The following is a 16,145-nucleotide window of genomic DNA, read 5'->3' as shown; positions in this document are numbered from 1 at the left end:
TGCCGTCCTGCGGAGACCCCGATGAAACTGCGTCATGCCCTGCTGCCACTGAGCCTGCTGGCCGCCCTGCCCAGCGTTGCCGCTGCCCGTGGCCTGGAAGTCCGCGACATGGTGGCCATGGACCGCGTTTCCGCGCCGGTACTGACCGCGGACGGTGGCACCGTGGTGTTCGCCAAGCGCAGCGTGGACGCCAACCTGAAGGCCTCCACCGCGCTGTTCGCGCGCAACCTGCGCACCCGCGACGCGGCACCGCCGAAGCAGATCACCCCGGCCGGCTGGAACGTCAATTCCGCCTCGCTGTCGGCCGATGGCCAGACCGTGTATTTCCTCAGCGCCAAGAACGGCAGCCAGCAGCTGTACGCCCAGCCGCTCAGCGGTGGCACCCCGCGCCAGCTGACCGATTTCGCGGTCGACGTGGACAGCTACCACGTGTCGCCGCAGGACGACCGCGTGCTGTTCAGCGCCGGCGTGTTCCAGGCCTGCGCCTCGGACCTGGCCTGCACCGAGAAGAAGCTGAAGGACATCGCCGGCGCCAAGGCCAGCGGCAAGGTCTTCGATTCGCTGTTCGTGCGCCACTGGGATGCCTGGAACGACGGCCGCCGCAACACCCTGTTCGTGGCGCCGCTACCGGCCGCCAAGGCCGGTCCGGTCAAGGGCGCTTCGGCGCTGAGCGCCACCATCGATGGTGATGCACCGTCCAAGCCGTTCGGTGGCAATGACGATTTCGTGTGGTCGCCGGATGGCGCCAGCGTGGTGGCCAGCATCCGCGTGGCCGGCAAGCAGGAGCCGTGGTCGACCAATTTCGACCTGTACCGCTTCGACGCTGCCGGCAAGCAGGCGCCGGTGAACCTGACCGCGTCCAATCCCGCCTGGGATGCCGGCCCGGTGTTCAGTGCCGACGGCAAGACCCTGTTCTACCGTGCGATGAAGCGCCCGGGCTTCGAGGCCGACCGCTTCGGCCTGATGGCGATGGACCTGGCCAGCGGCAAGACCCGCGAGATTGCCCCGCAGTGGGACCGTTCGGCCGGTGGCATCGCCCTGTCCGCTGACGGCGCCAGCATCTACACCACCGCCGATGACCTCGGCGAGCACCCGCTGTTCCAGATCGACGTGGCCAGCGGCAAGGCCACCAAGCTGATCGGCGATGGCAGCGTTACTGCCGTGGACGTGGCCGGCAACAGCGTGGCCATCACCCGCAACAGCCTGAAGAGCAACGACCAGGTGCTGGTCGGCCTGCTCCCGGCCGCGGGCCAGCCGATCGGCGAGCTGCGCGCGCTGACCCCGGCCGCTGGCGACGTGCTGAAGGACGTGTCCTTCGGCGACTACGAGCAGTTCGAGTTCAAGGGCTGGAACAACGACACGGTGCACGGCTACGTGGTCAAGCCGCACAACTACCAGGAAGGCAAGTCCTACCCGGTCGCGTTCCTGATCCACGGCGGCCCGCAGGGCAGCTTCGGCAACGGCTGGAGCTACCGCTGGAACCCGCAGACCTACGCTGGGCAGGGCTATGCGGTGGTGATGATCGACTTCCACGGCTCCACCGGCTACGGCCAGGCCTTCACCGATGCAATCAGCCAGCACTGGGGCGACCGCCCCCTGGAAGACCTGCAGAAGGGCTGGGACGCAGCGCTGAAGAAGTATTCCTTCCTCAACGGTGACAAGGCCTGTGCGCTGGGCGCCAGCTACGGCGGCTTCATGGTCAACTGGATCGCCGGTAACTGGAACAGCCCGTTCAAGTGCCTGGTCAACCATGACGGCGTGTTCGACCAGCGCATGATGGGTTACGCCACCGAAGAACTGTGGTTCACCGAGTGGGAGCAGGGCGGTACCCCGTACCAGAAGGCGGCGAACTACGAGAAGTTCAACCCGGTCAACCACGTGGCGGACTGGAAGAAGCCGATCCTGGTGATCCACGGCCAGCAGGACTTCCGCATTCCGGTCGAGCAGGGCCTGGCTGCGTTCACCGCTGCACAGCGCCAGGGCATCGAATCGAAGTTCCTGTACTTCCCGGATGAAAACCACTGGGTGCTGAAGCCGAACAACAGCATCCTGTGGCATGACACCGTCAACGCCTGGCTGAAGCAGCACATCGGCGAATAAGCCGGTCCAGCGCCGACCCCCGGGGCGGCGCTCTGCTTGTTGTAGAGCCGAGCCATGCTCGGCTGCTCTGTGCCTCCTTTCCCGCCAACAGCAGCCGAGCATGGCTCGGCTCTACATGAGCGCATGCATGCCTTCGACTGCTCTGATCCAGAACGACATCGTCGTCTTCGGTTTGATCGCCGCCACCCTCGGCGCCGTGTTCTGGACCGCCTCGCGCGAGCAGGGCCTGTGGAAGCGCTTCTACACGTTCGTGCCGGCGCTGCTGCTGTGCTACCTGATTCCCGGCATCTACAACACCGTCGGCCTGATCGACGGGCAGAACACCAAGCTCTACAACCCGATCGCGCGCGACATCCTGCTGCCGGCGGCGCTGATCCTGCTCACCCTGGCGGTCGACATCAAGGGCATCCTGCGGCTCGGCCCGAAGCTGGTGCTGATGTACCTGGGCGCTTCGGCCAGCATCATGCTCGGTGCGGTGGTGGCCTTCCTGCTGATGCGCGCGGTGCATCCGGAAACCGTGGCCGGTGACACCTGGGCCGGCATGGCCGCGTTGGCGGGCAGCTGGATCGGTGGCGGCGCCAACATGCTGGCCATGCGTGAAGTGTTCGACGTCAACGCGACCACGTTCGGCCAGTTCGCGGTGGTCGACGTGGGTGTCGGTTACGTGTGGATGGCCGCGCTGATCTTCCTGGCCGGGCGCGCGGCGAAGATCGACGCACGCAGTGGTGCTGATACCTCGGCCATCGATGAGCTGAAGGAGCGCATTGCGCGCTTCCAGGCCGAGCACGAGCGCATTCCCAGCCTCACCGACCTGATGCTGATCGTGGCGGTGGCCTTCGGTGGCGTCGGCCTTGCACACGCGATCGGGGCGCCCCTGGCGGCATGGTTCAAGGCGAATGTCGGCTGGGCTGCGCAGTTCAGCCTGGATGCGCCGTTCGTGTGGGTGGTGGTGCTGTCGACCACGTTCGGCCTCAGTCTCAGTTTCACCCGTGCGCGCAACCTGGAAGGGGCGGGCGCGTCGCGGCTGGGTTCGCTGCTGCTGTATTTCCTCATCGCCTGCATCGGCATGCAGATGGATCTGCTGGCGCTGCTGGATCGCCCATGGTTGTTCCTGCTGGGCATCATCTGGATCAGCGTGCACATCGTGCTGCTGTGGTGCCTGGGCAAGCTGCTGAAAGTGCCGTTCTTCTACTTCGCCATCGGCTCGCAGTCGAACATCGGTGGCCCGGCCTCGGCACCGGTGGTGGCTGCGGCGTTCCATCCGGCGCTGGCACCGGTGGGCGTGCTGCTGGGCACGATGGGCTATGCGACCGGCACGTACCTGGCCTACATCGTTGGCATCACCCTGCGCGCGCTGGCCGGGCAGGGGTGATCCTGTAGAGCCGAGCCCATGCTCGGCTGCTCCTCGTCGTCACCTGCACGAATGCAAAAGCAGCCGAGCATGGGCTCGGCGCTACAGTAGAGCCACGCCATGCGCGAATGGTGCGGACCAAGGTCCGCACCCACCAGCGGCGGTTACGCCGCCTGCAGCAATCCGCGTTCGACCAGCCACGCCTTTGCGTCTTCGGCGTCCTGCTCGAACCACGCTTTCGTAGACCCCAGCCGATACGTGTACCCCCAGGCATCCATGTCGGCCATCAACCGCGCACTTCCCACACCCGGCAACCGCCCGGCCAGCACGATCTGCAGGTAGCAGGTCGCATCTTCCTCGGCCACCGAATCGGTGGCGTCGGTATGCACCTGCGCGCGCCGTTCCGGTGGCAATACGATCAGGTGGCAGGCTTCGTGCAGCATCGAATGCACGGGGGTGTCATCGCGCACATAGACATTGCTGGCGATGATGCCCGCCTCGGGCTCTCCCCAGTAGCTGCCGGGAATCGGTTCGCCTGCGGCCACATGGTGCAGCAGCAGGCCATGCGCGGCGAGCAGGCACTGGGCGTCGGCGAAGGCGATGTCGCCCACGCAGGTGATGTCCGCGGCGGTTGTCGTATCGGTCATGCAGCTCACGCAGCCCCGCCCATGCAGGCACGGGCGGGGCAGGGCATCAGGGTTTGTCCGGGCCTTCAGGCAGCGCCACGGAGATGTCCAGCACATCGTGCTGGCCATCCTTCACCAGGTCGACCTTCACCGCGTCGACGTCGATGTTCACGTACTTCTTGATCACTTCCAGCAGCTCGCGCTGCAGCAGCGGCAGGTAGTCCGGGCCACCGCGGTGGCTGCGTTCCTGCGCGATGATGATCTGCAGGCGGTTCTTCGCGGTTTCGGCGGTGGTCTTCTTCGCTTTGAGGAAATCGAACAGGCCCATGCTTACCCTCCGAACAGCTTGCTGAAGAAGCCCTTCTTCTCGACGTTGGTGAAGCGCATCGGGCGATCTTCGCCGAGGATGCGCGCGACGGCGTCGTCATAGGCCTGGCCGGCTGCGGATTCGACATCCAGGATCACCGGTTCGCCCTTGTTGGAGGCATTGAGCACGTCGCCCGATTCGGGGATCACGCCGATGGCCTTCAGGCCCAGCACTTCCTCGACGTCGGCGATGCTCAGCATTTCACCGGTTTCCACGCGCAGCGGGGTGTAGCGGGTCAGCAGCAGGAAGGCGGGCACGTTCTGGCCGGATTCGGCCTTGTGGGTCTTCGAGTCCAGCAGGCCGATGATGCGGTCGGAGTCGCGCACCGAGGACACTTCCGGGTTCACCACTACCACCGCACGGTCGGCGAAGTACATCGCCAGGAACGCACCCTTCTCGATGCCGGCCGGCGAGTCGCAGATGATGTAGTCGAAGCCGTCGGCGGCCAGGTCCTTCAGCACCTTGCCCACGCCTTCCTGGGTCAGTGCATCCTTGTCGCGGGTCTGCGAGGCGGCCAGCACGTACAGGTTGTCAAAGCGCTTGTCCTTGATCAGGGCCTGCTTGAGGGTGGCTTCGCCGTGCACGACGTTGACGAAGTCGTACACCACGCGGCGTTCGCAGCCCATGATCAGGTCGAGGTTGCGCAGGCCGACGTCGAAGTCGATCACCGCCACCTTCTTGCCGCGCCGCGCCAGGCCACAGGCCAGGCTCGCGCTGGAAGTGGTCTTGCCCACGCCGCCCTTGCCGGAGGTGACTACGATGATTTCAGCCAAAGGACTTCTCCTGGTTCTGCATTAGTTTGGGGCTGCGTCAGTCCAGCGCAGCGATCTTGATCTGGTCCTGCTCCAGCCACACCTGCACGGCCTTGCCGCGCAGGTTGTCCGGAACATCGTCCAGTACCTTGTAGTGGCCTGCAATGGCCACCAGTTCCGCATGGAAATCACGGCAGAAGATGCGTGCCGCGGTGTTGCCCTGGGCCCCTGCCAGCGCGCGGCCGCGCAGGGTGCCGTAGATATGGATGCTGCCATCGGCGATGACCTCGGCGCCGGCGCCGACGGTGGCCATCACGGTCAGGTCGCAGTTCTCCGCGTACAGCTGCTGGCCCGAACGCACGTTGCCCAGCTGCATGCGGCCCGGCTGCGGTGCGGCCGCATCGGCGACCTTGGCCACCGGTGCGGCCGGGGCTGGCTTCGGTTCGGCGCGCACGGCGCGACGCGGTTCCGGCGCGGGCGGCGGCGGGGCCGCTTCGGCCTCGGCACGTTCGTACTGGGCACGGAACTTGGCCAGCAGCGGCAGGCCGAGCTGCTGCGAGAGCAGGTCGACCGCGCTGGTGCCATAGGCCAGCGCCACCGGCAGCACGCCGGCGCTGCGCAGGCCATCGACCAGTGCCTGCGCGGTGGCCACGTCCGGCACCTGGCTCAGGCCGCCGAAATCGAGGATCACCGCCGCGCGGCCGAACAGCTTCGGCGCACGGGTCACGCGCTCGCGCATTTCCTGCACAAGGCGCTCGACATCAAGGGTACGGATGCGCAGGTTGGCGATGCCCACCTGGCCGATCTTCAGTTCACCGGCCTGTTCGTAATCGAAATTCACCGCCACGCTCAGGTCCCCGTCGGCCGCTGTGCCTGCGCCGGCAGCTGCCGGGCGCGTGTCCATGCCACATCCGGCAGCTTGCCGCCGTAGGTCTCCTGGACCCACGGGTAGCTGCACAGTTCCTTGGCCAGCATGCTGGCACGCACATCGACCTGGGCCATGGTGTTCTGGCCCAGCTCGCGGAAGCCGAAGCTGCCGTGGAAGAGCAGGGCGGCATCGGCGCCGTGGTCAAGGAACACTTCGCAGGTCATCTGCGGGTAGCGCAGCTCGGCAAAGCTCTGCGCGTCGGCATAGAAGGCACGGCCGACGCCACCGCCACGACGGCGGCTGGCGACCACGATGCGGTCGATGTAGAAGAACGGGGTGTCCAGCTGCTGCTTGAACCAGGCGAAGTTGCTGCTGTCGTGCTGGCTGTCGCTGCCGAAGCCGATCAGGAAGCCGGCCAGGTTGCCGTCGCGCTCGGCGACGCGGAAATACTCAGCGGTTTCGTAGAACAGGCGCAGGCGGGCCGCATCCAGGGGAAGGATGGCCAGGCCAGCGTTGTTGTTCAAAGCCAGGACGGAATCGAGCTCGTGCTCGCGCACGTCGCGGATGACAATCGACATTGTGACTCCGTGGGGTAACGCGGTTGGTCCATCAAGGGACCCTGCGCACGATTATTGCATGCCCGGGGTGGGCTGCGGCATGAACAGGCGACCGGGCAGGCATGACTTCCGTGGGGTGCGGTGTGCAGGCCGGGCCCGTAGAGTGCTGGCATGTTGGGAGTCCTCAGCCATACCCGCGTCCTCCGCCTGGCCGGCCTGTTCACCTGGGTCATGGTCGGTCTGCCCTTGGCGTACTCGCAGTTCGAGAACCTGCACAGCCGCGGCGACATGGGGGGCTGGGCGGTCCTGCTGTTCGTCGCCTATCTGTCCTTCGGTACCTCCTATTACTGGCTGACCCGCATCCTGCGCAGCGACAGCCACACCAGCTGGCTGGACCGCGGGCTGCTGTTGCTGCTGACGATCTCGGCGCTGGGGGTCAGCTTCCTCAGCGGTTCGGGCCTGGGCAGCATCCTGATGATGGTGGCCGCCGGGGTCATCCCGTGGATGCTGTCGGTGCGGCTGGGCGTGCTGTGGCTGCTGGTCAGCCAGCTGGCGGTGGCCCCGGTCTACTACATGCTGCTGCGCTTCCCGCTGTTCGAAGCGGTGATGCAGTCGCTGCTGTATGGCGGCTTCTCCATGTTCATCTTCGTGACAAGCCTGGTTGCCCGCCAACAGACCGAGGCGCGCGACGAACAGCGCCGGCTCAATTCAGAGCTGCGTGCCACCCGCGCCCTGCTGGCCGAGAGTGCCCGCGTCAATGAGCGCACCCGCATCTCGCGCGAACTGCATGACCTTCTGGGCCACCAGCTGACCGCGCTGACCCTGAACCTGGAAGTGGCTGGGCACCTGGCCGAAGGGCAGGCGCTGGAGCATGTGAAGCGCTCCCATGCATTGGCCAAACTGCTGCTGGGCAACGTGCGCGAGGTGGTCAGCCAGCTGCGCGAGACCGGCGCGATCGAGCTGGGCGCGGCGCTGCGCCCGCTTACCGATAACGTCCCCTCGCTGGACATCCAGCTGGATATCGAGGACCCACTGAACGTGGAGGACCCGCAGCGGGCCCACGTGCTGCTGCGCTGCACGCAGGAGATCATCACCAACGCGGTGCGCCATGCCGGTGCCCGCCACCTTTGGATCAAGGTGTACCGTGAAGCCCCCGACCGGGTGGTGGTGGAAGCCCGCGACGACGGCGTCGGCGCGGATATGGTCAACGTGGGCAATGGCTTGCGCGGCATGCGCGAGCGCCTGCAACAATGTGGTGGCCAGCTGCAGATCGAGACCCGTCCCGGCGAAGGCTTCCGGGTGCGCGCGACCGTACCTGCAACGGTGCTGGTGGCCGCCCTTACCAAGGTTCCTGAAGGAGTACGTTGATGATTCGCGTCTGCCTGGTCGACGACCAAACCCTGGTGCGGCAGGGAATCCGCTCCCTGCTGGCGCTCGACGACGGCATCGAGGTGGTGGCCGAAGCTGGCGACGGCCGGCAGGCGGTCGAGCTGATACCGCAGGTACGTCCCGACGTGGTCCTGATGGACATGCGCATGCCGGTGATGTCCGGACTGGAAGCGCTGCAGGTGCTGTCGCGGCAGGAACAGCTGCCGCCGACCATCATCCTCACCACCTTCGACGACGACCAGCTGGTGCTGGCCGGGCTCAAGGCCGGTGCCAAAGGCTACCTGCTCAAGGATGTCACCCTGGCGCAGCTGGTCGGTGCCATCCGCACCGTGGCCGAGGGCGGCTCGCTGGTGCAGCCGGCCGTGACCCAGCGCCTGCTGTCGGGCCTGGAGCACATGCGCAACGAGTTCGTCAGCCTGGACCGCCCGGACCCGCTGACCGACCGTGAGACCGAGATCCTGCGGCTGATGGCCAGCGGCTTCTCCAACAAGGAGATCGCCAACTCGCTGGGCGTGGCCGAGGGCACGATCAAGAACCACGTGTCCAACATCCTCTCCAAGCTGGGCGTGCGCGACCGTACGCGTGCCGTGCTGAAGGCGTTCGAACTCCAGTTGGTCTGAGAAAAACCGTTCTGGTACAAAGGCTTGGGTGGTGGCAGGGGGTTGCGGCCAAGGTTGCCCCCTACTTGCCGGGTGGCGTATGCGTTACCCTTCGAACTCTTTGTCCATACAAATACGCAGCCGGCAGGGAAACCGGTGCGCCAATCCCGATAAACAATGCCCGCGAAGCCTGCTAGGATTGGCGCTTCGCTTCAATCAACCCGGCCGTGGGATCGGCCCCGGAGACTCTCTGAATGACCCGTATTATCGAGTTCCTGATCGCCTTGGGGATCGTGGCTGGCCTGTTCGTCATTATTGGCGTCTGTCTGCCGGGCGAGCGTCACATCACCGAAAGCATCGAGACCAACCGCAAGATGACGATCGTGTACGACACGGTCAGCAGCCTGCGCCGCTTCAAGGACTGGAACCCGCTGGTACTGCGCGATCCCGCCGTTGAACTGAAGCTGTCCGGCCCGGCCTCCGGCAAGGGCGCCACCCTCGACTTCACCTCCAAGGACCTGGGCACCGGTTCCTGGAAGATCACCGACGCCGAAGAGAACAAGCGCGTTGCGATCGCCATCGAAGATGGCACCAAGGGTCACGACAAGGTCACCACCTTCACCCTGGAGCCGACCGGCAAGGGCGGCCGCAACGTCAAGATCACCCAGGACTACTCGGTGAAGTACGGCTTCGACCTGTTCGGCCGTTACGCAGGCCTGTATGTCAGCCGCCAGATCGGCGACGACATCAAGATGGGTCTGTCGCGCATGGCCAACATGCTGGCGACCGTGCCGAACGTCGACTACCGCACCCCGGAAGCCCCGCTGACCGATCTGGCCATCGTCGATGTGCCGGCGGAAGACCTGCTGGTCGTCAACGCCGGTAACGTGGACCGCGGTCAGGACACGATCACCAAGTCCATCAAGGACAACCAGGAGTGGATCAAGCGCGTGATGGAGGCCAATGGCCTTGAAGCCGCCGGTCCGTTCCGCATCATCACCACCGACTTCGGCCAGGAGAAGTACGCCTTCGACGTCGCCCAGCCGGTGAAGAAGAAGGGTACCGAAGGTGCCACCGCTGAAGCCCTGACCGTCAAGATCGACGGCGGCGCTCCGGTGAAGTACCTGCACGTTGCTCCGCACCGTTCGGCACATGCGGCCTACACCGGCCACATGGCGGGTCTGGACGTGGCCCGCAACGGCCTGCGCGCCTGGGCCGTGACCTCGGGCAACGAAGTGATCGACCGTCCGTACGAATCCTGGAAGGACGGCATCGACAAGTCGTTCACCCCGGAAGGTACCTACGACATCTACTGGGCCGTCAAGTAAGCCTCGGCTGACCCATGTGATGTTGGACACGAAAACGCGCCGCTCATTGCGGCGCGTTTTTTTTTCATCTGGCGCCCCGGGCAAGGGCGCTGCGCAAGGAGCCCTCATGTTCAATCTGGAACGTCGCGCACGTAAGCCTTCCCTGCTGGCCTGTGTTGGCGCGCTGCTGGCGGCCGCCTCGATCGGCCTGTCCGCCTACGCCTCGCACGGGGTGGCCGATCCGCTGGCACAGCAGCATCTGAACATGGCCGCGCTGTATGCGTTCGCGCATGGCGCGGTGCTGGTGGCACTCGGACCGCGCGCGCAGGGCGCGATCGCGCATCTGGCGCTGTACGTGCTGCTGCTGGGCGTGCTGCTGTTTTCCGGCAGCCTGGTGGGCGGCGCGTTGTGGCAGTGGCCGACGCGGATGGCGCCGATTGGTGGCACCAGCATGATGGCCGGATGGGTGCTGCTGGCGATCAATGCATTGAGGCGGTGACTGAGTCGACGCTGTTGCTTCGATCCATGCTGATGCGATCTGCACCGTTCATGGGCGTTACTTTTCCTTTCGCGCGAAAAGAAAAGTAACCAAAAGAAACGCGCCGCCGGCCGCGAGCCGGTGCTGCGCACCGGTCCCCTGCGCTTCTCGGCCCCTCGAGGGACGGTGCGGGAACTCGCTGCGCTCAGACACCCGCACCGCTTCGCCCTCGCCGGACCTGCGGTGCTCGGCTCGCTTGAAGGCGAACCCAACAGCCGCGCGCTGATCCGTTATAGAGGCTTCGAGCGAAGCGACCGGCTTCTGTCTTTGCCTTCTTGTTCCATCTCGTGGTGGGCGCGCGCGCAATCCGCCCGGAGAGCTCCATGAAGTTCGCCTTGCGGCTGCCACGAGGGGCTCAGCTGGTGGCCGGCTTCCAGCACCAGTGCCACGGTTCGTAGACGATCCCGTGCGGATTCTCGCGGGGGTAGCTCAGATGGAAGCCATGCCCGCTGGCATTCGCCTGCAGCCACGCGAACGCGTCGGTGGCTTCGAACGATTCCTCGGCCGGCGCATCGCCCGGTGTTCCGATGTCCAGCGCGTAGCCGCTGTGATGTTCACTGAAGCCCGGCGCCGCATTGACCTTCAGGATCTCCGCCACGCTCAGGCCGCGCGCGTGCTTCCGTTCGAAAATGCCCAGTTGGTAGGCGTGGCTGCGGAAGCCGGAGATGGCATCCAGTGCGATGCCATCCCGCGCTGCGTGCAGGCGCATGCGTCGCCAGCCCTGTGCGGCGTCGCGGCGCAGCCAAAGGGGGCGGGCGAAACGATCACGGCCGGCGAAGTGCAGCAGGCAAGGTTCGGGTTCGAGCGGCAGGCCACTGTCGTCGGCGTAACGCTGCGGGTCCAGGCCGAGCTGCTGCAGGCGCTGCTGCAGCCCGGCCAATGGCAGCCATCGATCTTCCAGCGACGCGGTGAACGGCCGTACATTCCGCGCATCCAGCAGCGCCAGAGCGTCCTCGACGCCGGGCTCGCGCGGCAGGCGCGGCACCAGCGAATGCACGCCGCGCGCCAGCACCGCTGCCAGGTAGCGGCCATCACGCTTGCGCCGCAGCACCCATTGCGCCTGTGCCAGCAGGCGCGCATCGGTAGTGCTGCGTGCGCGCAGCAGACCAGCGGGCCACAGCTCGATGGCTTCGGTATTGATCAGCAGGGGCGGGCGTCGTTGCATCGCTTCAGCTTACTGCTGTGGTGCCAGTGCGGCCACCTTGCGCAGTGCCTCCAGCAGCGCCTGTGGCCGGTCCAGGCTGAGCAGCAGCGCGCTGCCATCGCGTACCGGCAGCACCAGGACGCGGCTGCGGTCGGTGACCAGGGCAAAGCCCTTGTCGCCGCCCAGCAGGCGGAAGTGGCCGGAATGGAAGCCGGGCATCGAATAACCGTTGGTCTTGAAGCGGATGCCATAGCGCCGGTCGCGGCCGAGGTCGACCACCTCGGCCTGGTCCAGTCGCAGCTGCGCCACCGGCACGCGCCGTCGGTACATCGTTGAACGGACGTCCAGCACGTCGCCATCGAACTCCACCCGGCGCCGGAAGAAGGCCAGGCCCAGCCCGACACCGAGCGCGGCGATCATCACCAGGCTCCATGCCGCGCTGCCGCCCATGCGGAACCACGGCGGCGACAGGGTCACTTCCATCCACGGCGCGTTGTCGCGGGCGGTGTGCAGCTGCGCGTAGACGCTGATGGCGAAGGCCAGCAGCAGCGGCAGGACTACCCACAGCACGCGGAACGGCGAGCTCTCCGCCACGTCGAAGCGCTTCGGATCGCTGCCGTTCATCGCTGCACCTTGATCCAGCTGGCCACGTCATCGATCAGCGTCGCATCGACATGGCCCGGTTGCGCGTATTCCTGCAGCGAGCTGGGGCCGCTGCCGGCAATGCCGATGTGGTTGAGCGCCGGATAGGCCTGCCACTGCACGTCGCTGCGGCCGGCCAGCGCCTTCTGCCACAGCACCCAGTCGGCATCGGGTACCTGGAAATCGCGGCCGCCGTGCAGCATCAGCAGTGGTTTGTGCAGGGCCTGTGCATCGGCCCGTGCGTTGACCGCCTCCACGCTCTTCCAGAACGATTGAGGAACGCCCAGTGGCAGTTCGCTCGCTGGCGCCTGTGTATCACTGCGTGCTGCGGCGATCTGGGCGTCAAGGCGGTCGAGGAAGGCCTGCTCGGGCGCACTGATGCTGCCGTCCAGTGCCATCAGGTAGCGGTTCTGTTCCGGCAGCAGTTCCAGCAGGGTGCGTGCAGGCGCGGCCCAGAGGATCGCGCCGCGCGCCTGCGGCCAGCGGCTGGCGATGCGCGGGGCGAGCATGCCGCCCTGGCTGTGGCCCATCACGAACACGCGCTTGCGGTCGATGCGCGGGTCGGCGGCCAGGCTGGCCAGTGCAGCCTCCGCATCCAGCGTGGTTTCGTCATCGACGGTGAAGCGGTCGTTGGCGAAATCCTGCGGACGGGCGAAGGTGCGCTTGTCATAGCGCAGCACGGCGATGCCCTGGGCCGCCAGGCCGCGGGCAACATCGAGGAACGGGCGGCTGCCACCGATCGTCTCATCGCGATCCTGCGGACCCGAGCCATGCACAAGCACGACCGCCGGGAACGGGCCTTTCCCCTTCGGCAGCGCCAGGGTGCCGGGCAAGGCGCCGCGTGCCTGCGGCACGCTGAAATCCACTTCGCTGTAGTGGGCATCGGCCGGTGGCGGTGGTGCCTTGTCGGCTGCAGCGGGCCGCAGCATCAGGCCGGCCACCTTGTCCTGTGCATCCACCACCACCTGCGCAACGACGCGACCGCTGGCGAACTGCAGCGGCACCACCACCAGGTGCATGCCCTGCTGCGTACTGACTTCGGGGGCACCTCGCTGCTGCAGGTCACCCAGTGACTTCCACAGCGCGCCCAGCTTGTCGGCTGGAACGGCCTCGGCCATCTGCGTGGTCAGCATCGCCTCCGCGTCGGCGATCTGGCCGGCCTGCAGGTGGTCCAGCAGCCGATTGGCTACCTGTTGTGGTTCAGCAGCGACGGCCGGGGCAGTCAGCAGAGCCAGTGACAACATGAGCAGTCTGCGATGACGGGACATGGCTACTGCTCCTTCTTGAAGACCAGCATGGCCGGGCGCATCGGCGCCGGAATGATGATGTTGACCAGTTCCCAGCCCAGCAGGCCCTGGCGGGTCAGTTCACTCTGGATGTCCTCGGCCTTGAGGACGCCCATCATCGAGGTCTTCACTTCAATTGTCTGGTAACTCCAGCGCGTGCTCATTCCTTGTTCTCCGGCGATGGCGTGGGTTTTGGCAGGCGTCCTGCCTTGCGCAGTGCGTCGCGCAGCACGTATTCGATCTGCGCGTTGAGGCTGCGCAGTTCGTCGTCAGCCCAGCGCTGTGCCGCGGCCAGGACCTCGGCGTTGATGCGCAGCGGATAGGCTTTCTTCTCACTCATGAAAACTCCTGGCGGGGCGGTGGGGCGCCCCGTTGCGAGGGTGGTTCAGTACAGCGAACCGGCGTTGACGATCGGCTGGGTGCCGCGGTCCGAGCACAGCACGGTCAGCAGGTTGCTGACCATGTGCGCCTTGCGTTCCTCGTCCAGCTCCACCACGCCGTTCTTCTGCAGTTCGGCCAGGGCCATTTCGACCATGCCGACCGCACCGGCCACGATGCGCGTGCGCGCGGCGATCACGGCGTTGGCCTGTTGGCGCTGCAGCATGGCCTGGGCGATCTCGGCGGCGTAGGCAAGGTGGCTGATGCGCGCGTCGATCACCTGCACGCCGGCATCGGCCAGGCGTTCGGCCAGCTCGTTCTTCAGGTGCTGGGAGATCTCGCTGGCGTGGCTGCGCAGTGCCAGCTGGCCATCCTCGTGCTGGTCGTAGGGATAGCTGGTGGCCATCGCGCGCAGTGCCGATTCGGACTGGATGTGCACGAAGCTCTCGTAGTCGTCCACGTTGTAGACCGCTTCGGAGGCGTCGACCACCTGCCAGACGATCACTGCGGCGATCTCGATCGGGCTGCCGTCCAGCTCGTTCACCTTCAGCTTGCCACTTTCGAAGTTGCGCACGCGCTGGCTGACCCGGCGCTTGGCATAGAAGGGGTTGTTCCAGCGCAGGCCATTGTCCTTGACCGTGCCCACGTACTTGCCGAACAGGCTCAGCACGGCGGCCTGGTTGGGCTGGATGGTGTACAGGCCGGCCAGGATGAACACCGCAGCGACGATGACCAGCACGCCGGCCAGCATCAGCAGCAGGTTGGGCGAGCCGGTGCTGGCCTTGGCCGCCACCCCCAGTACGAACAGCGCGCCGCCGGCCAGCGCGGCCAGCAGGGATCCGGCCAGGGTGCCGAGGCCGTTGAGGGAGGCAAGCGACTTCTCTTTCATGGCGGTACGTCCTTGAGGGTTCGAATTGAAGATATCAAAGTGATATCACTTGTCGACTACCGTTCGTCGGATGCCATGGCCGGGGTGCCCGGCCAGCTAGAATGCCCACCCGCCTTCACATCGCTGCTGGAACCGCCATGGCCAAGCTTGGAACCCCGTTGTCTCCCTCCGCCACCCGCGTGCTGCTGCTGGGCTCGGGCGAACTCGGCAAGGAGGTGGCCATCGAACTGCAGCGGCTGGGCGTGGAAGTGATCGCGGCCGACCGCTACGCCGATGCGCCGGCCATGCAGGTTGCGCACCGCGCGCATGTGATCGACATGCTGGACGCGATGGCGCTGCGCGCGCTGATTGCCCAGGAACAGCCGCACCTGGTAGTGCCGGAGATCGAGGCGATCCACACCGAGACCCTGGTCCAGCTGGAGCAGGAGCAGGGCCTGCGGGTGATCCCGACCGCGCGCGCCGCGCGCCTGACGATGGACCGCGAAGGCATCCGCCGCCTGGCCGCCGAGACCCTGGGCCTGCCGACCTCGCCGTACCGCTTCGTCGATACCGAGGCCGAGTACCGCGCCGCGGTGGCCGCCATTGGCCTGCCGTGCGTGGTCAAGCCGGTGATGTCGTCCTCGGGCAAGGGCCAGAGCACCCTGCGCAGCGAGGCGGACATCGCCCCGGCCTGGGAGTATGCGCAGACCGGCGGCCGTGCCGGTGCTGGCCGCTGCATCGTCGAAGGTTTCATCGATTTCGATTACGAGATCACCCTGCTGACCGTGCGCCACGCTGGCGGGACGTCGTTCTGCGCGCCGATCGGCCACCTGCAGAAGGACGGCGACTACCGCGAAAGCTGGCAGCCGCAGCCGATGTCGAGCGCGGCACTGGCACGTGCCGAGGAGATCTCACATGCGATCACCGACGACCTTGGCGGCTGGGGCCTGTTCGGCGTGGAGCTGTTCGTGAAGGGCGACGAAGTGTGGTTCAGCGAAGTGTCGCCGCGCCCGCACGACACCGGCCTGGTGACGCTGGTATCGCAGGAGTTGAGCGAGTTCGCGCTGCATGCGCGCGCCATCCTCGGCCTGCCGATCCCCGTGATCCGCCAGAGCGGCCCGTCGGCGTCGTGCGCGCTGCTGGCGCATGGCGAGGGCGTGCCGTACTTCAACAACGTCGCCGCCGCGCTGCAGGTGCCGGACACCGCCGTGCGCCTGTTCGGCAAGCCGAGCGTGCACGGCCATCGCCGCGTGGGCGTGACCCTGGCGCGCGCTGAAACCATCGACGAAGCGCGAGCCATCGCGCGTGATGCAGCCGACGCCATCGGTGTCGAACTGCGCCCCTGAACCTGCATCAGCTTTTTGCAGAGCCGA

18 protein-coding genes are annotated in these 16,145 nt (G+C 66.4%); 7 read left to right on the top strand and 11 right to left on the bottom strand.

The window, feature by feature from the left end:
• Nucleotides 1–21: 21 nt before the first annotated feature.
• Both AC5P8Z_RS03655 and AC5P8Z_RS03650 read left to right on the top strand, forming a co-directional pair.
• On the top strand, nucleotides 22–2,100 hold the full coding sequence (locus AC5P8Z_RS03655; protein ID WP_286071235.1) for an alpha/beta hydrolase family protein: 2,079 nt from the start codon (nucleotides 22–24) through the stop codon (nucleotides 2,098–2,100).
• A gap of 127 nt (nucleotides 2,101–2,227) precedes the next feature.
• Nucleotides 2,228–3,472, top strand: coding sequence for a DUF819 family protein (locus AC5P8Z_RS03650; RefSeq protein ID WP_286071236.1), 1,245 nt, complete (start codon nucleotides 2,228–2,230; stop codon nucleotides 3,470–3,472).
• A 143-nt stretch (nucleotides 3,473–3,615) separates the two neighbouring features.
• Here the strand turns inward: AC5P8Z_RS03650 and AC5P8Z_RS03645 are convergent, their stop codons facing one another.
• Genes AC5P8Z_RS03645 through AC5P8Z_RS03625 form a run of 5 tightly spaced genes read right to left on the bottom strand, consistent with a single transcriptional unit; the run spans nucleotide 3,616 to nucleotide 6,642 of the window.
• The gene (locus AC5P8Z_RS03645; RefSeq protein WP_286071237.1) at nucleotides 3,616–4,098 is read right to left on the bottom strand and encodes a hypothetical protein; all 483 of its coding nucleotides are present in this window, start codon (nucleotides 4,096–4,098) and stop codon (nucleotides 3,616–3,618) included.
• Nucleotides 4,099–4,144: 46 nt separating this feature from the next.
• On the bottom strand, nucleotides 4,145–4,405 hold the full coding sequence (minE, locus tag AC5P8Z_RS03640) for a cell division topological specificity factor MinE (protein ID WP_005408532.1): 261 nt from the start codon (nucleotides 4,403–4,405) through the stop codon (nucleotides 4,145–4,147).
• A 2-nt stretch (nucleotides 4,406–4,407) separates the two neighbouring features.
• Nucleotides 4,408–5,217, bottom strand: a complete 810-nt coding sequence (minD, locus tag AC5P8Z_RS03635; RefSeq protein WP_057496225.1) for a septum site-determining protein MinD — start codon at nucleotides 5,215–5,217, stop codon at nucleotides 4,408–4,410.
• Between the two features lie 37 nt (nucleotides 5,218–5,254).
• Nucleotides 5,255–6,100 carry a septum site-determining protein MinC gene (minC, locus tag AC5P8Z_RS03630; RefSeq protein WP_286071238.1) on the bottom strand — a complete coding sequence of 282 codons (846 nt, stop codon included), beginning with the start codon at nucleotides 6,098–6,100 and terminating at the stop codon, nucleotides 5,255–5,257.
• Nucleotides 6,046–6,642, bottom strand: a complete 597-nt coding sequence (locus AC5P8Z_RS03625; RefSeq protein WP_005408535.1) for a GNAT family N-acetyltransferase — start codon at nucleotides 6,640–6,642, stop codon at nucleotides 6,046–6,048. The genes minC and AC5P8Z_RS03625 overlap by 55 nt, the downstream gene beginning before the upstream one ends.
• A 150-nt stretch (nucleotides 6,643–6,792) precedes the next feature.
• Between AC5P8Z_RS03625 and AC5P8Z_RS03620 the strand changes: the two genes are divergently transcribed.
• The 4 genes from AC5P8Z_RS03620 (at nucleotide 6,793) to AC5P8Z_RS03605 (ending at nucleotide 10,415) form a co-directional block, all read left to right on the top strand.
• Nucleotides 6,793–7,989, top strand: coding sequence for a sensor histidine kinase (locus AC5P8Z_RS03620; protein ID WP_495228124.1), 1,197 nt, complete (start codon nucleotides 6,793–6,795; stop codon nucleotides 7,987–7,989).
• A complete protein-coding gene (locus tag AC5P8Z_RS03615; protein ID WP_005408537.1) occupies nucleotides 7,989–8,630 on the top strand; it encodes a response regulator in 642 nt (213 codons plus the stop codon). The genes AC5P8Z_RS03620 and AC5P8Z_RS03615 overlap by 1 nt, the downstream gene beginning before the upstream one ends.
• 233 nt (nucleotides 8,631–8,863) lie before the next feature.
• Nucleotides 8,864–9,937 carry a polyketide cyclase gene (locus AC5P8Z_RS03610; protein ID WP_495228122.1) on the top strand — a complete coding sequence of 358 codons (1,074 nt, stop codon included), beginning with the start codon at nucleotides 8,864–8,866 and terminating at the stop codon, nucleotides 9,935–9,937.
• A 106-nt stretch (nucleotides 9,938–10,043) separates the two neighbouring features.
• Complete coding sequence (locus AC5P8Z_RS03605; RefSeq protein WP_180881002.1) at nucleotides 10,044–10,415, top strand: DUF423 domain-containing protein; 372 nt, start codon at nucleotides 10,044–10,046, stop codon at nucleotides 10,413–10,415.
• A gap of 394 nt (nucleotides 10,416–10,809) precedes the next feature.
• On the opposite strand, the gene AC5P8Z_RS03600 is transcribed toward AC5P8Z_RS03605, so the two are convergent.
• Genes AC5P8Z_RS03600 through AC5P8Z_RS03575 form a run of 6 tightly spaced genes read right to left on the bottom strand, consistent with a single transcriptional unit; the run spans nucleotide 10,810 to nucleotide 14,793 of the window.
• Nucleotides 10,810–11,619 (bottom strand): M15 family metallopeptidase, encoded by an 810-nt coding sequence (locus AC5P8Z_RS03600; RefSeq protein ID WP_495228120.1) that lies wholly within the window; start codon nucleotides 11,617–11,619, stop codon nucleotides 10,810–10,812.
• A 9-nt stretch (nucleotides 11,620–11,628) separates the two neighbouring features.
• Nucleotides 11,629–12,222 carry a PH domain-containing protein gene (locus AC5P8Z_RS03595; protein WP_495228118.1) on the bottom strand — a complete coding sequence of 198 codons (594 nt, stop codon included), beginning with the start codon at nucleotides 12,220–12,222 and terminating at the stop codon, nucleotides 11,629–11,631.
• Nucleotides 12,219–13,508: an alpha/beta hydrolase family protein gene (locus tag AC5P8Z_RS03590; RefSeq protein WP_495228116.1), complete on the bottom strand. Its 1,290-nt coding sequence runs from the start codon at nucleotides 13,506–13,508 to the stop codon at nucleotides 12,219–12,221. The genes AC5P8Z_RS03595 and AC5P8Z_RS03590 overlap by 4 nt, the downstream gene beginning before the upstream one ends.
• A 2-nt stretch (nucleotides 13,509–13,510) precedes the next feature.
• A complete protein-coding gene (locus tag AC5P8Z_RS03585) occupies nucleotides 13,511–13,690 on the bottom strand; it encodes a DUF4177 domain-containing protein (protein ID WP_197595361.1) in 180 nt (59 codons plus the stop codon).
• The gene (locus AC5P8Z_RS03580) at nucleotides 13,687–13,866 is read right to left on the bottom strand and encodes a type II toxin-antitoxin system antitoxin (RefSeq protein WP_286071246.1); all 180 of its coding nucleotides are present in this window, start codon (nucleotides 13,864–13,866) and stop codon (nucleotides 13,687–13,689) included. Before AC5P8Z_RS03580 ends, AC5P8Z_RS03585 begins: the two co-directional genes overlap by 4 nt.
• Before the next feature lie 45 nt (nucleotides 13,867–13,911).
• The gene (locus AC5P8Z_RS03575) at nucleotides 13,912–14,793 is read right to left on the bottom strand and encodes an SPFH domain-containing protein (protein WP_286071247.1); all 882 of its coding nucleotides are present in this window, start codon (nucleotides 14,791–14,793) and stop codon (nucleotides 13,912–13,914) included.
• A gap of 137 nt (nucleotides 14,794–14,930) precedes the next feature.
• Here AC5P8Z_RS03575 and purT point away from each other — a divergent pair, with 137 nt between their 5' ends.
• Complete coding sequence (gene purT, locus AC5P8Z_RS03570; RefSeq protein WP_495228114.1) at nucleotides 14,931–16,118, top strand: formate-dependent phosphoribosylglycinamide formyltransferase; 1,188 nt, start codon at nucleotides 14,931–14,933, stop codon at nucleotides 16,116–16,118.
• The last annotated feature ends 27 nt before the right edge of the window (nucleotides 16,119–16,145 follow it).

This window comes from Stenotrophomonas sp. YJH_SMC_17, assembly GCF_059371655.1.
This window is presented reverse-complemented; position numbering and strand designations above follow the sequence as displayed.

Excerpts from the sequence above, each read along its gene's own strand:
- AC5P8Z_RS03575 (WP_286071247.1), bottom strand. The coding sequence starts at position 14,793 with ATGAAAGAGAAGTCGCTTGCCTCCCTCAACGGCCTCGGCACCCTGGCC.
- AC5P8Z_RS03605 (WP_180881002.1), top strand. The coding sequence starts at position 10,044 with ATGTTCAATCTGGAACGTCGCGCACGTAAGCCTTCCCTGCTGGCCTGT.
- AC5P8Z_RS03580 (WP_286071246.1), bottom strand. The coding sequence starts at position 13,866 with ATGAGTGAGAAGAAAGCCTATCCGCTGCGCATCAACGCCGAGGTCCTG.
- AC5P8Z_RS03595 (WP_495228118.1), bottom strand. The coding sequence starts at position 12,222 with ATGAACGGCAGCGATCCGAAGCGCTTCGACGTGGCGGAGAGCTCGCCG.
- minC (WP_286071238.1), bottom strand. The coding sequence starts at position 6,100 with ATGGACACGCGCCCGGCAGCTGCCGGCGCAGGCACAGCGGCCGACGGG.
- minE (WP_005408532.1), bottom strand. The coding sequence starts at position 4,405 with ATGGGCCTGTTCGATTTCCTCAAAGCGAAGAAGACCACCGCCGAAACC.
- AC5P8Z_RS03615 (WP_005408537.1), top strand. The coding sequence starts at position 7,989 with ATGATTCGCGTCTGCCTGGTCGACGACCAAACCCTGGTGCGGCAGGGA.
- AC5P8Z_RS03625 (WP_005408535.1), bottom strand. The coding sequence starts at position 6,642 with ATGTCGATTGTCATCCGCGACGTGCGCGAGCACGAGCTCGATTCCGTC.
- AC5P8Z_RS03650 (WP_286071236.1), top strand. The coding sequence starts at position 2,228 with ATGCCTTCGACTGCTCTGATCCAGAACGACATCGTCGTCTTCGGTTTG.
- AC5P8Z_RS03645 (WP_286071237.1), bottom strand. The coding sequence starts at position 4,098 with ATGACCGATACGACAACCGCCGCGGACATCACCTGCGTGGGCGACATC.
- AC5P8Z_RS03590 (WP_495228116.1), bottom strand. The coding sequence starts at position 13,508 with ATGTCCCGTCATCGCAGACTGCTCATGTTGTCACTGGCTCTGCTGACT.
- AC5P8Z_RS03610 (WP_495228122.1), top strand. The coding sequence starts at position 8,864 with ATGACCCGTATTATCGAGTTCCTGATCGCCTTGGGGATCGTGGCTGGC.
- AC5P8Z_RS03600 (WP_495228120.1), bottom strand. The coding sequence starts at position 11,619 with ATGCAACGACGCCCGCCCCTGCTGATCAATACCGAAGCCATCGAGCTG.
- AC5P8Z_RS03585 (WP_197595361.1), bottom strand. The coding sequence starts at position 13,690 with ATGAGCACGCGCTGGAGTTACCAGACAATTGAAGTGAAGACCTCGATG.
- AC5P8Z_RS03655 (WP_286071235.1), top strand. The coding sequence starts at position 22 with ATGAAACTGCGTCATGCCCTGCTGCCACTGAGCCTGCTGGCCGCCCTG.
- purT (WP_495228114.1), top strand. The coding sequence starts at position 14,931 with ATGGCCAAGCTTGGAACCCCGTTGTCTCCCTCCGCCACCCGCGTGCTG.
- AC5P8Z_RS03620 (WP_495228124.1), top strand. The coding sequence starts at position 6,793 with ATGTTGGGAGTCCTCAGCCATACCCGCGTCCTCCGCCTGGCCGGCCTG.